The organism is Luteimonas sp. gir (genome assembly GCF_037198055.1).
In the GTDB taxonomy this organism is placed as follows: Bacteria; Pseudomonadota; Gammaproteobacteria; order Xanthomonadales; family Xanthomonadaceae; genus Luteimonas; species Luteimonas citri_A.
In genome coordinates this window covers 490378-503058 of the sequence record NZ_JBBAXQ010000002.1, presented here as the reverse complement: position 1 = coordinate 503058, position 12681 = coordinate 490378, and the positions used below count along the sequence as shown (strand labels likewise).

Sequence of the window (12681 nt, the reverse complement as noted above, 5' to 3'; positions counted from 1 at the left end):
AATGCGCCCTCTCCTCGCCCTCGTCGCCGGCCTGCTGATCGCCTGGATGCCCGCCGGCCGGGCGGCGCCGCTGCAGCCGTTCGTCGCAACCTACGAGGCCTGGTACCAGGGCCGCCAGGCGGGCACCGCGACCATGCGGCTGCAGCCCGACGGGCCGAACTGGCAGATCGACTTAAGCATCCGCGGCAACCGCGGGTTTGCCGGCATTCTCGGGCTGAACGTCGAGCAGGGCACCCGATTCGACCTCGTCGGCGAGACCTTCCGCCCGTTGACCCAGCACACGCTGCGCAAGGCGGCAGTGCTGTTCAACCGCCGCACCGAGGGCATCTACGACTGGACACGGGGCGTTGCGACCTGGACCGGCGACATCAGCAAGCGCCGCCGCGCCCCGGTGCCCCTGCAGCCCGGCGACATGAGCGCGCTGCTGATCAACCTGGCGATCGTCCGCGACGCCGCCCCGGGCGCGGCGCTGCAGTACCGCTTCGTCGATGGCGGCCGCGCACGCGACTATGCCTACCTCACCGCGCCCGAGCCGGAGATCGTACAGGTCGCCGACGTCAGTTATTCGGCGTTGCGGGTTTCACGGACCAACGGCGGCAATGACGAGATGATCGTCTGGATCGCCGATGGCGTTCCCACCCCCATCCGCATCCTGCAACGCGAAGACGGCGAAGACGCGATCGACCTGCGCCTCGTCGAATACCAAGGAGTTCCCTAAGATGCCCCAGACGACCCGCCGCCCCCGCCTGCTCGCCGCCTGCGGCGCCGCCCTGCTGTCGCTCGCCACGCTGCCGGCGCTGGCGCTCGAGCCCTTCACCGCGAGCTACCAGACGACCTTCATGGGTCTGCGTGGGCAGGCCGATATGAAGCTCGCCCGCGAAGGCAGCGCGCGCTGGAAGTACAGTCTCAACGTCACAGGTGCCGGCGCCCGGCTCGAACAAAGCACGGTGTTCGAAGCCAACGGCGACCAGTGGCGGCCGATCAGCAGCACCGACTCCCAGCGCGGCGAGTCGGGCCTGGCGGCGATGCTGGTCAAGCGTCGCAGTGTCAACGCGACCTACGACTGGAACGCCGGCGAGGCGCGTTGGAGCGGGGACGTCAAGGATGACCAGGGCGGCCCGGTGAAGCTGCAGTCCGGCGACCTGGACGGCATGCTGATGAATCTGGTGCTGGTGCGCGACGTGCAGGCCGGCCGCTCGCCGCTGCGCTATCGCCTTGTCGAGGACGGCCGCAGCAAGCGCCAGGTATTCGAGCGGCAGGGCACCGAGGCGGTGACGGTTGGCGGCCGCACACTGCAGGCGACCAAGGTGGTGCGTACCGACGGGCGGCGCGAGATCGTGGCCTGGATCGTCGACGACCTGCCGGTCCCAGCCCGGCTGCTGCAACGCCGCGACGGCAGCGACCATATCGACATGCGCCTGCAGTCGGTGAACTGAGCGCCGCTGGCGACTGAGCAAGGAAGGCCCCGCATTGCGGGGCCTTTTTCTGGGTGTTTGGTCGAAGTCAGTGAAAGCTTGCTTTTTGCTCGCTAGATTACGGCGCGCGTCTCCGGAGCGCGCGTCGCGCCGGCAGGGAACTGCTTCCCGGCTCGGTCAGCCCGCGCCTCAGACCAGCCCGGCGAAGCACACCGCGCGTTCGTGCGGCTGCGCGGCATGCCGCGCGAGCAGCCCACACTCACCCATGGCTGACTCGCCGCCGCGGTCCAGCCCTGGCCCGCTATCGCAACCCGAGCAGCACGACGCACTGCGGCCGACAGCGCGCGACTTCTCTCAACGGGCGACGCTGCGTCCACCGAAGTCAGGTTGCAAACCGCTATGACAGCGGACTGGCAGCCGGTGGCCGCGTCGAGCGCGCCATGGATGGTGCGCGCCCGAGTCAAGGCAGGATGCCTTGCCGAGGGCAGAGCGGCTTCCGGCTGGCAGGCCGCTGCCTATCCGAAGGGGCGTGCCCCATTCCTGCCCCTGGGAGCGAGACCGTTCTCTTCTTCGGATGGGAAGACCGGCGTCGCGCCTACGGCGTGGCGGGCGTGGTCCGGCACTCGACGCGAATCGACTCGCCCGAGCCGCGTCGGCGGTAGTCGACGCAACTGCGGGCGCCGTCGGTCGTGCGCACGGCGACGATCGTGAAGAAGCCCTGCAACACTTCGCTGCGGGTCAACTCACCGTCCTCGTTCCAATCCATGTCCTTGAACTCGATGCCGCTCAAGGCCGCCGCGCCGGTGTAGCGCATCCAGCCCAGCGCCAGCAACACCACGGCGAGCGTCGCGAACAGCGCCACCCGCCGGCTCGACATGCGACCTCGGAACGCCATCGTCAGCGTATCCGCCGGATGTTCGCGCCGAGGCCGCCGAGCTTACGCTCGATGTGCTCGTAGCCGCGGTCGAGGTGGTATATGCGGTCGATCGTGGTGTCGCCCTCGGCCACCAGGCCGGCGAGGATCAACGATGCCGAAGCGCGCAGATCGGTCGCCATCACCGGCGCTCCGCTTAGGCGCTCCACGCCGGTGACCGAAGCCCGCGGCCCGTCGATGTCGATCTCCGCGCCCAGGCGCATCAGTTCGTTGACGTGCATGAAGCGGTTTTCGAAGATCGTCTCGTCGATCGTGCCGCGGCCGTCGGCAATGCAGTTGAGCGCCATGAACTGGGCCTGCATGTCGGTCGGGAACCCGGGATGCGGGGCGGTGACGATGTCGACCGCGCGCGGGCGGCGGCCGTGCATGTCGAGCGTGATCCGATCACCGTCGATCGTGATCTCGGCACCGGCCTGGCGCAGCTTGTCGAGCACCGCGCCGAGCGTATCGGGACGCGTGGACGTGGCGGTCACCCGCCCCCCGGTCATCGCCGCGGCGACCAGGAACGTGCCCGTTTCGATGCGGTCGGCGACGACCGCATGCTGCGCGCCGTGCAGCGTCTCCACGCCGCGGACCTCGATGCGCGAGGTGCCGGCGCCGCGGATGTCGGCGCCCATCGCGACCAGGCACTGCGCCAGATCGACGATCTCCGGTTCGCGCGCAGCGTTGTCGATCACCGTGTCGCCCTCGGCCAGCGTCGCGGCCATCAGCACGTTTTCGGTCGCGCCGACACTGATCGTCTCGAACGCCACGTGCCCGCCGCGCAGGCGCTGCGCGCGGGCGCGGATGAAGCCGTGCTCGACGGTGATCGTCGCGCCCAGCGCCTCGAGCGCCTTGATGTGCAGGTCCACAGGCCGGGCGCCGATCGCGCAGCCGCCGGGCAGCGCCACTTCGGCCGCGCCAAAGCGCGCCAGCAGCGGCCCAAGCACCAGCACCGAGGCGCGCATCGTGCGCACCAGTTCGTACGGCGCGACGTGGCTGTGCACAGCGCGCGGATCGACGATCACCCGAGCGCCTTCGACGTCGTGCTCGACGCCGGCGCCGAGGCCGGCCAGCAGCTTGGCCGTGGTCAGCACGTCGTGCAGGTGCGGGACATTGCCGATCTCGACCGGGGCGTCGGCCAGCAGCGTTGCGCACAGGATCGGCAGCACCGCGTTCTTGGCGCCGGAGATGCGGACCTCGCCCTGCAGCGTGGCGCCGCCGGAGACGATGATGCTGTCCATCAGCCCTGCCCCGTCTGCCGCGCGTGTTCGTCGGGGGTCAGCGTGCGCAGCGCCAGCGCGTGGATCTCACCGCCCATACGCGCACCGAGCGTGGCGTACACCATACGATGGCGGGCCAGCGGCAGCTTGCCGGCGAAGGCGGGCGAGACGACCAGCGCTTCGAAATGGACGCCGTCGGCGCCCTCCACATGCACATGGGCGTCGGGCATGCCCTGCTGGATGAGTGCGGTGATGGTGCGGGTATCCAAGTCTTCGATCCTGTGGGCGCCGCAGGACGGGGCCGGGCGCCGCCTCGCGTGAAGCGGGGATGAGCCGTCTTCGACGCCGCCGACGGTCGCGGGGCATTCACGCCGGGAAGCGCATAAAATGAACGGCTTAGCCTAACGGAAAAGACCCTTGCCGGATACGTTCGACGACGCGGCCCAGGCCGTCTCCGCCCGCCCCGCCACGCGCAGGGTGGCGTTCGCCGACAGCGGGCGTCAGGTGTTCGAGGTCGAGGTCCAGGGCCTGCACGCCGTGGCCGCCCGACTCGACGGCGCCTTCACCGCCGCCTGCACGCGCATCCTCGAGTGCCGCGGCCGGGTCGTGTGCACCGGCATGGGCAAGTCCGGCCATATCGCGCGCAAGATCGCCGCGACCCTGGCCTCGACTGGCACCCCGGCGTTCTACGTGCATCCGGGCGAGGCCGGGCACGGGGATCTGGGCATGATCACCGACGCCGACGTGGTGTTGGCGCTGTCGTACTCGGGCGAATCGGACGAGATCCTGATGCTGCTGCCGGTGCTCAAGCGCCAGGGCAACGGGCTGATTGCGATGACCGGCCGCCCGGCGTCGACGCTGGCCACGGCCGCCGACATCCATCTCGACATCAGCGTGCCGGCCGAGGCCTGCCCGCTGGCGCTGGCGCCGACCAGCAGCACGACCGCCTCGCTGGTGATGGGCGATGCGCTGGCGGTGGCGCTACTGGATGCACGCGGCTTCACCGCCGACGACTTCGCGCGCTCCCACCCGGCCGGCGCGCTCGGCCGCCGGTTGCTGTTGCACATCCACGACGTCATGCATGGCGGCGACGAGGTGCCGGCGGTGCGTGCGGACGCCTCGCTGGCCGATGCGCTGATGGAGATGAGCCGCAAGCGGCTGGGCATGACCGTCGTCGTCGACGAGGCGCAGCGGCTGATCGGCCTGTATACCGACGGCGACCTGCGGCGCACGCTCACCGACCCGAACATCGATGTGCGCGATGCCCGCATCGCCGACGTCATGACCCGCGACCCGATTGCGATCGACGCCGACGCGCTGGCGGTGGAAGCCGCACGCCTGATGGAGACGCGCAAGATCACGATGCTGCCGGTGCTCGACGCCGAGCGCCGGGTCGTGGGCGCCCTGAATATTCAGGACCTGTTGCGCGCCCGCGTGGTGTAACCCCACTCTCCATTCATGGACAGAACGACACCGATGCCCGCCTCCCTATTCGACCACGTGCCGCCCGATGTGCTCGCGCGCGCGGCGCGCGTGCGCCTGGCGTGCTTCGACGTCGACGGCACGCTGACCGACGGCGGGCTCGGCTTCGACAGCGAGGGACGGGAGATCAAGACCTTCCACGTCCACGATGGCCAGGGCCTGGTGCTGCTGCGCAAGGCCGGCATCACGGTGGCGCTGGTCACAGCGCGTCCCGGCGGCATCGTCGAGCGCCGCGCCGCCGACCTGGGCGTGCAGGCGCACGTGCATGTCGCCGACAAGCGGGCCCGGGTCGTCGCGCTGTGCGCCGAGCTCGGCCTGGATGACGACCAGGTCGCGTTCATGGGCGACGACCTGGCCGACGTCGGCGCGATGCGCGAGGCCGGCCTCGCCGTGGCGCCCGCCGACGCCAACGCCTGCGCGGTCTCGGCGGCGCACTGGCGCACGCGCGCGCCCGGCGGGCGCGGCGCGGGCCGCGAACTGTGCGACCTGATCCTGCATGCGCAGGGTCGCCTGGCGACGATCCACGCCGACGGGCGGGTCTCGTGAACTGGCGTCTGGGACTCACGCTGTTGCTGCTCGCCGGCGCGCTGGTGTCGGGCTGGTCGGCCTGGCGCCAGAAGGACCGGTTGACCGTCGACGGCCCCGCCGACACCCGCACCGACTACCTGCTGCGCGATTTCGATCTCGTCGCGCTCGACAGCGACGGTCGCGAGGCGTTCGCCGTGCAGGCGCCGCAACTGCAGCAGACCCCGGGCGCGCGCACGCTGGAACTGGTCACCCCGGTGTTCAATATCCCCGCCGAGTCCGGCGGTCATTGGCAGGTACGCTCCAAGACCGGCTGGGTGTCCGACGACAACGAGTTGGTGCGCCTGCGCGGCGAGGTCACCGCGACCAGTCCCGATGGCGCGCCGCGCCCCACGACGATGCGCACCGAGGCGCTCGACGTGTTCCCGCAACGCAACCAGGCCGCCTCCGACGCGCTCGTGGACGTGGTCCAGCCCGGCTCTACAATGCAGGGCACGGGCATGCGCGCCGATCTTGAGTCGGGGCGGATCGAACTCCTTTCCCAGGTCAAATTCCGCAATGAACCCAATTCCCGCCGCTAGCCTGCTCCTCGTCCTGGCCCTCGCGCCCGGCGCCGTCCTGGCCAAGGCAGCCGACCGCAACCAGACGCTGTCGGTCGACGCCGGCGGCAGCGACTGTTCGGTCAGCAACGAGCAGTTGCCCTGCCTGTTCACCAACGGCGTGACCATCAGCCAGGGCACGCTCGAGATCCAGGCCAGCCGCGCCGACGTGCGCCGCCACGGCGGTGAGTTCCAACGGGTGATCCTGACCGGGGGCCCGGTCAAGATGAAGCAGCAGATGGACGACGGCGGCTGGGTCGACGCCACCGCCGCCCAGGCCGACTACAACATGCCCAACGACACGGTCGTGCTGACCGGCAACGCGATCGTCAACCAGCCTGGTCGCGGCCGCATGGAGGGCGAGCGGATCGTCTACAACATGTCCACCGGCCAGGTGCAGGGCGGCGGCGAGGGCCAGGGCCGCGTGCGCATGCAGTTCGAGCCGCGTAACCGCCAGCCGGCGCAGCCGTCCGCCACGCCCGCCACGCAGCCTGCGGCCCAGCCGGCAACCGAAGGCGGCCGCTGATGCTCGTCGCCGAGGGGTTGCGCAAGCGCTACAAACAGCGCGAGGTCGTCAAGGAATTCGGGCTGACGCTCGAGGCGGGCGAGGTCGTCGGCCTGCTCGGTCCCAACGGCGCCGGCAAGACCACCTGTTTCTACATGATCGTCGGCCTGGTCCCGGCCGATGCCGGACGCATCGTGCTCGACGGTCACGACATCACCGCCGAGCCGATGTACACCCGGGCCAAGCGCGGCGTCGGCTACCTGCCGCAGGAACCCTCGGTGTTCCGCAAGCTCAGCGTGGCCGACAACATCATGCTGGTGCTCGAACTGCGCGAGGACCTCGATAAGCCGGGCCGCGACAAGGCGCTGGCCGATCTGATGGACGAATTGCAGATCAGCCACGTCGCCGACCAGGCTGGCGCCAGCCTGTCGGGCGGTGAACGTCGCCGGGTGGAGATCGCGCGCGCGCTCGCCGCCAACCCGCGGATGATCCTGCTCGACGAACCCTTCGCCGGCGTCGACCCGATCTCCGTCGGCGAGATCCAGCGCATCGTCACCCATCTCAAGGAACGCGGCATCGGCGTGCTGATCACCGACCACAACGTCCGCGAGACCTTGGGAATCTGCGACCGCGCGTATATCCTCAGCGATGGCGGCGTGCTCGCGCAGGGAGCGCCCGAGGCGCTGTTGGCCGATCCGGACGTGCGCCGCGTTTACCTTGGGGATTCCTTCCGTCTGTAACGTGCTCGCGTATCCGGCCATGGAGATCCGGGGACGATGAAGCCACGGTTGCAGACATCGCAGGGGCAGCACCTGGTCCTGACGCCGCAGTTGCGTCAGGCGCTGCATCTGCTGCAGCTCTCGGCGGTGGAACTGGAGACCGAGATCGCGGCTGCGGTCGAGAGCAATCCGTTGCTCGACTGGGACGATGCCCCGATGCCGGCCCCATCGAGGGCGGGCGAGCGCAGCGATGGCCAGGCCGCTGGCGACGACACGCCCGACGCGCCGGACCGGACACACGACGACGAGGCCGCCGCCTCCGCCTGGGACGGCGACGATGGCTGGCAGGCCTCCGGCGGACAGCGCAGCGAAGGCGACGGCGATCCGGCCGATCGCATCATCCAGTCCGAAGACCTGCGCGACCACCTGTCCTGGCAGTGGCATCTGAGCACGGTCTCGCCGCGGGATCGCAATATCGGCATCGCACTGATCGATGCGATCGATGACGATGGCTATCTGCGCGAAACGCTCGCGGGCATCGCCGAGGCGCTGTTGCCCGAGACCCGCGCCACCGAGGCGGAGATCGCCGCGGTGCTGTACCGGATCCAGCGCTTCGACCCGCCGGGGGTTGGCGCGCGCGACCTGGGCGAGTGTCTGCGGCTGCAACTCGAGGCGCTGCCTGCCGACACCCCCGGGCGCGCCATCGCGCTGCAGGCGGCGACCACGCATATCGAGCGATTGCCCAGGCTCGGCCCGCAGGGCCTGGCCGATGCGCTGGGCCAGACGCTGGAGCAGGCACAGACCGCGCTGCAGTTGCTGCGCAGCCTCGACCCGCGGCCCGGCGCACGGATCGGCGGCGTGCCGCACGACAACTACGTCACCCCCGACTGCGTGATCAGCCGCCACAACGGCGTCTGGCGCGTCACGCTGGCCGGCCGCCAGCATCCACGGCTGACGATCCACCGCGGCTACGAACGCATGATCGAGCACGCCTGCAGCAGCGACGCAGGCTATCTGCGCGGGCGGCTGCAGGAGGCGCGCTGGCTGCTGCGCAACCTCGAGGCGCGCGGCGACACCCTGCTCAAGGTCGTGCGCAGCCTGGTGCGCCAGCAGTCGGGATTCCTGGAGTTCGGCGAACGCGCGTTGCGGCCGCTGACCTTGCGTGAGGTCGCCGAGGAGATCGGCATGCACGAATCGACCGTCTCGCGCGCGGTCGCGCGCAAGTACGTGCATACCCCGCGCGGCACCCTGCCACTGAAGGCGTTCTTCGCCTCGGGCATCGGCACCGAAGGCGGCGGCGAGGCCTCGAGCACCGCGATCCAGCAGATGATCCGCGGCCTGATCGACGCCGAGGACCCGCGCAAACCGCTGTCGGATGCGCGCCTGGCCGATCTGCTCAAGGCCGCCGGGGTGCCGGTGGCGCGCCGCACCGTGGCCAAGTACCGCGAGGCGATGCAGATCGCCTCATCGCACGAACGCGTTCGCATCGCCTGAACTTCCCGCCCCGCACGATGGTCCCTAGGGGTGCGACCGGTGGCCGCTTGTCAGCCACGCCGGCCGCGCTACTCTGAACCCGACCGCCGGCACATCGACCGACGGTCCGTTTCCTACCTTGAAGGAGGTTGCCGATGCACGTCGAGACCCATGGCCATCAGATCGAAGTGACGCCCGCCCTGCGCGAGTACGTGGAGACCAAGCTGCAGAAGCTCTCCCGGCATTTCGACGGCCCGCTGGAGGTCCGCGTCCAGCTCAGCCTGGAGAAGCCCGACCACAAGGCCGAGGCGACGCTGACGATCGCCGGCAAGACCCAGCACGTCGATGCCAGCGCAGTCGACATGTACGCCGCGATCGACCTGCTGACCGACAAGCTCGACCGGATCGTCGTCAAGCATCGCAAGAAGATCGTCGACCATCATCGCGGTGAGAACCCCGCCCGCGACGGTACGTTCGGCTGATCGTTCCCTGGCCGGCCGCGGCGACGCGGCCGGCCGACACCGACGGGCCGGAGACATCGCCCGTATTCCCTTCCCCAGGCCGCAGGCGACGTGCCCGCCGCGACCCGGACCGCGCGCTGCGACGACCCCGCGTCGAATCGGGCTAGACTGCTGGCCCCACGCCCCGTCCTCGAGCCCGCTCGGCATGCCTCTTTCCGATCTGCTCTCGGCCGACCGCATCGTGATGCTGGTCGCGCCTGGTTCCCGCGACGCTGTGCTGGATTCGGCCGCGCGCCTGCTGTCCGGCAATTCGCCCACCATGACCCCGCTGCTGGGCCGCGCCCTGCGCGAACGCGAGCAATTGGGCAGCACCGGGATTGGACGCGGCGTCGCAATTCCCCATGCACGCAGCGGCGCGTTCCACGAGCCGCGCGCGGCGTTCCTGCGGCTGTCCTCCCCGGTCGACTTCGGCGCCGCGGACGGCGAGTCGGTCGACCTGGTCTTTGCGATGTGCGTGCCCGAACACCTGGTCGAGCAGCACCTGCAGTTCCTGTCGGGCCTGGTGGAGCGCTTCTCCGATGGCGCCTTCCGCGACGCGCTGCGCGGTGCGCACGACCGTCACGCGCTGCAGGCGCTGCTGCTCGACGATGTCGGACAATCGACTGCGGCCAACGCATGAACGCGACCATCGAAGCGCAGGAACTGTTCGCGCAGCTGCACGATCGACTGGGGCTGCGCTGGCTGGCCGGCCAGCATGGCGCGCAACGCTCGCTCGAGGCGGTGGAGACGATCGCCCGCCGCCCGTCGCTCGCCGGCTACCTCAACATCATCTATCCCAACAAGGTGCAGATCCTGGGCACCGAGGAGCTGGCCTGGCTCGACGGACTGGATTCGCGGCTGCGCTGGGAGACCATCGAGCGCATCGTCCAGTACCGTCCGCTGGCGCTGGTCATCAGCAAGGACCAGCCCTGCCCCGAAGATCTGCGCGAGGCGGCCGAGGAATCGCAGACCCCGCTGTGGAGCTCGCCCAACCGCGGCCACGAATTGCTGAACCTGTTGCAGTACCACCTGGCGCGCGTGCTCGCACCCCGGATCACGCTGCACGGGGTCTTCATGGAGATCTATTCGATCGGCGTGCTGATCACCGGCGAATCGGGATCGGGCAAGAGCGAACTGGCGCTGGAACTGATCACCCGCGGCCACCGCCTGGTCGCCGACGACGCGCCCGAGTTCACCCAGATCGCGCCCGACGTGCTCGACGGCACCTGCCCCGAGCTGCTGCAGGACCTGCTGGAACTGCGCGGCCTGGGCGTGCTCAACATCCGCGAGATGTTCGGCGACACCGCGGTCAAGCGGAACAAGTATCTGCGGCTGATCGTGCACCTGAGCCGGCCCAATGCCGATCCCTTGGCCGGCGACGGCGACGGCATGGTGCGCCTGACCGGCGATCTGGGCATCCGCCGTGTGCTCGACCTGGACGTGCCGCTGATCACGCTGCCGGTCATGCCCGGCCGCAACCTCGCGGTGCTCGCCGAGGCCGCGACCCGCACGCATGTGCTGCGCACCAAGGGCCTGGACCCGGCGGCAGCGTTCCTGGCCCGGCATTCGCAGTTCCTCGAGCGGGGCGCGCCATGACCGATGCCCCGCTGCTGTACGTGGTCAGCGGCCTGTCGGGCGCCGGCAAGTCGGTCGCGCTGCGCACGCTCGAGGACCTGGACTTCTACTGCGTCGACAACCTGCCGGCCGGCATGCTGGCCGAGTTCGTCGGCAACGTGACCCGCGCCGACGAGCCGCCGCGGCGGCTCGCGGTCGGCATCGACGTGCGCAACCGGCATACCGACCTGTCGCGGATCCCGACCTGGCTGGCCGAGGTCGGCCGCATGGGGCTGGATCCGCGCCTGGTGTTCTTCGAAACCGGCGACGAAATCCTGCTGCGCCGCTACGCCGACACTCGCCGCCGCCATCCGCTCAGCCGCGTCGGCGTGTCGCTGGCCGATGCGATCGCGCTGGAGCGCACCTTGCTGCGACCGTTGCGCGCGCTGGCCGACACGGTGATCGACACCAGCGACCTCAACGTCCACCAGCTGCGCCGGCGCGTGGTCACCGAACTGCAACTCGCCGACGACGACGCGCTGTCGCTGCTGTTCGAATCCTTCGCCTACCGGCGCGGCGTGCCGCCCGATGCCGACTTCGTGTTCGATGCCCGTGCGCTGCCCAATCCGCATTGGGATCCACGCCTGCGGCCGCTGTCGGGGCGCGATGTCGATGTACGGACCTGGTTCGAGGCCCATGCCGAGGTCGGCGAATTCGTGGCGCAGGTCACGCAGTTCCTCGACACCTGGCTACCGCGCATGCGCAGCGCCACGCGTAGCTACGTCACCGTCGCGTTCGGTTGCAGCGGCGGCCGGCATCGTTCGGTTTACCTGGCCGAGGCGCTCGCCCGCCACGCCCGTGAGACCGGCTGGCCGGATGTGGCGACCTGGCACCGCGAGCTCGACTGAGCGCCCGCCCTTCACTCCACGACGTACGTCTCCGCGCGCTGCCGGCGGGAGACACTGCATCGCGACTGCGACGCTTCCGGGCGGTCCCCTCGCTCTGGTAACGTCCACGCATGGCCGTCGGCGTACTCCTCTTGACCCACGAAGGCATCGGCACGGCGATGCACGCGGTGGCCGTGCGCCTGTTGACGCAGCTGCCGCTGCGCACCGCAGTGTTCGAGGTGCCCTTCGACGAGGCGCTCGAGGTGTCGCTCCCCAAGGCCAGCGCGGCGATGCGCACGGTGGACGATGGCGACGGTGTACTGATCCTCACCGATCTCTACGGCGCCAGCCCCAGCAATGTCGCAGCTCAGCTCGCGCGTCTCGGCACACCGGCCCGGCGCATCTCCGCGCTCAGCCTGCCGATGTTGCTGCGGGTGATGAATTATCCTGAGCAGGCGCTCGACACGTTGCCGGCCACCGCCGCGGCGGGCGCTCGCAACGGCGTCGTACTCGACGACGCCTGACGCGCCCATCTTTCCCGCTTTCCGGACAGGCCCCGCCCCCGATGATCGAACGTGAACTGCTCGTCGCCAACAAGCTCGGCCTGCATGCGCGCGCCACCGCCAAGCTGGTGCAGGTGCTGTCGGGCTTCCGCTGCAATGCGACGCTGGTCGCCAAGGGCCGCGAAGTCAACGCCAAGAGCATCATGGGGGTGATGCTGCTGGCGGCCGGCCACGGCACGCGGGTGGTGCTGCGGCTCGATGGCGAGGACGAAGCCGCCGCGATGGAAGCGGCAGCCGCGCTGTTCGAACGCCGGTTCGACGAGGAAGGGTGATGGACGCTCCGCCGGCCGCCCGCGCGTCCTGCCGTCCGGTGGCAGGCGAGC

Annotated in this window: 17 protein-coding genes; 14 read left to right on the top strand and 3 right to left on the bottom strand. The window is 70.0% G+C overall.

Annotation, left to right across the window (positions count from 1 at the left end):
- Position 1 precedes the first annotated feature (1 nt).
- The gene (locus WAF18_RS05885; protein ID WP_183427385.1) at positions 2-718 is read left to right on the top strand and encodes a DUF3108 domain-containing protein; all 717 of its coding nucleotides are present in this window, start codon (positions 2-4) and stop codon (positions 716-718) included.
- A gap of 1 nt (position 719) precedes the next feature.
- Entirely contained in the window at positions 720-1436 is a 717-nt protein-coding gene (locus WAF18_RS05880) for a DUF3108 domain-containing protein (RefSeq protein WP_183427386.1), read from the top strand.
- 574 nt (positions 1437-2010) lie between these two features.
- Here the strand turns inward: WAF18_RS05880 and WAF18_RS05875 are convergent.
- Genes WAF18_RS05875 through WAF18_RS05865 form a run of 3 tightly spaced genes read right to left on the bottom strand, consistent with a single transcriptional unit; the run spans position 2011 to position 3820 of the window.
- Entirely contained in the window at positions 2011-2310 is a 300-nt protein-coding gene (locus WAF18_RS05875; RefSeq protein ID WP_337244298.1) for a hypothetical protein, read from the bottom strand.
- Positions 2311-2312: 2 nt separating this feature from the next.
- Positions 2313-3572, bottom strand: a complete 1260-nt coding sequence (gene murA / locus WAF18_RS05870) for a UDP-N-acetylglucosamine 1-carboxyvinyltransferase (RefSeq protein ID WP_337244297.1) — start codon at positions 3570-3572, stop codon at positions 2313-2315.
- Complete coding sequence (locus WAF18_RS05865; RefSeq protein ID WP_183427389.1) at positions 3572-3820, bottom strand: BolA/IbaG family iron-sulfur metabolism protein; 249 nt, start codon at positions 3818-3820, stop codon at positions 3572-3574. Before WAF18_RS05865 ends, murA begins: the two co-directional genes overlap by 1 nt.
- A 208-nt stretch (positions 3821-4028) precedes the next feature.
- On the opposite strand from WAF18_RS05865, the gene WAF18_RS05860 reads away from it, so the two are divergent.
- The 12 genes from WAF18_RS05860 to WAF18_RS05805 all read left to right on the top strand — a co-directional run bounded on the left by WAF18_RS05860 (position 4029) and on the right by WAF18_RS05805 (position 12630).
- Entirely contained in the window at positions 4029-4994 is a 966-nt protein-coding gene (locus tag WAF18_RS05860) for a KpsF/GutQ family sugar-phosphate isomerase (protein WP_337244379.1), read from the top strand.
- A 33-nt stretch (positions 4995-5027) separates the two neighbouring features.
- Positions 5028-5579 carry an HAD hydrolase family protein gene (locus WAF18_RS05855; protein ID WP_337244296.1) on the top strand — a complete coding sequence of 184 codons (552 nt, stop codon included), beginning with the start codon at positions 5028-5030 and terminating at the stop codon, positions 5577-5579.
- Positions 5576-6139 carry an LPS export ABC transporter periplasmic protein LptC gene (gene lptC, locus WAF18_RS05850; protein WP_337244295.1) on the top strand — a complete coding sequence of 188 codons (564 nt, stop codon included), beginning with the start codon at positions 5576-5578 and terminating at the stop codon, positions 6137-6139. The genes WAF18_RS05855 and lptC overlap by 4 nt, the downstream gene beginning before the upstream one ends.
- On the top strand, positions 6117-6683 hold the full coding sequence (gene lptA, locus WAF18_RS05845; protein WP_337244294.1) for a lipopolysaccharide transport periplasmic protein LptA: 567 nt from the start codon (positions 6117-6119) through the stop codon (positions 6681-6683). Before lptC ends, lptA begins: the two co-directional genes overlap by 23 nt.
- Complete coding sequence (gene lptB, locus WAF18_RS05840; protein WP_241945518.1) at positions 6683-7402, top strand: LPS export ABC transporter ATP-binding protein; 720 nt, start codon at positions 6683-6685, stop codon at positions 7400-7402. Before lptA ends, lptB begins: the two co-directional genes overlap by 1 nt.
- Positions 7403-7438: 36 nt before the next feature.
- Positions 7439-8875, top strand: a complete 1437-nt coding sequence (locus WAF18_RS05835) for an RNA polymerase factor sigma-54 (protein WP_337244293.1) — start codon at positions 7439-7441, stop codon at positions 8873-8875.
- Positions 8876-9009: 134 nt separating this feature from the next.
- Positions 9010-9336: a ribosome-associated translation inhibitor RaiA gene (raiA, locus tag WAF18_RS05830; RefSeq protein ID WP_183427396.1), complete on the top strand. Its 327-nt coding sequence runs from the start codon at positions 9010-9012 to the stop codon at positions 9334-9336.
- Positions 9337-9520: 184 nt separating this feature from the next.
- Complete coding sequence (locus WAF18_RS05825) at positions 9521-9994, top strand: PTS sugar transporter subunit IIA (RefSeq protein WP_183427397.1); 474 nt, start codon at positions 9521-9523, stop codon at positions 9992-9994.
- Positions 9991-10950 (top strand): HPr(Ser) kinase/phosphatase, encoded by a 960-nt coding sequence (gene hprK / locus WAF18_RS05820; RefSeq protein WP_337244292.1) that lies wholly within the window; start codon positions 9991-9993, stop codon positions 10948-10950. The genes WAF18_RS05825 and hprK overlap by 4 nt, the downstream gene beginning before the upstream one ends.
- Positions 10947-11816 (top strand): RNase adapter RapZ, encoded by an 870-nt coding sequence (gene rapZ / locus WAF18_RS05815; RefSeq protein WP_337244291.1) that lies wholly within the window; start codon positions 10947-10949, stop codon positions 11814-11816. The genes hprK and rapZ overlap by 4 nt, the downstream gene beginning before the upstream one ends.
- Positions 11817-11926: 110 nt before the next feature.
- On the top strand, positions 11927-12319 hold the full coding sequence (locus WAF18_RS05810) for a PTS fructose IIA subunit family protein (RefSeq protein WP_337244290.1): 393 nt from the start codon (positions 11927-11929) through the stop codon (positions 12317-12319).
- A gap of 41 nt (positions 12320-12360) precedes the next feature.
- Entirely contained in the window at positions 12361-12630 is a 270-nt protein-coding gene (locus WAF18_RS05805) for an HPr family phosphocarrier protein (RefSeq protein ID WP_337244289.1), read from the top strand.
- Positions 12631-12681 lie beyond the last annotated feature (51 nt).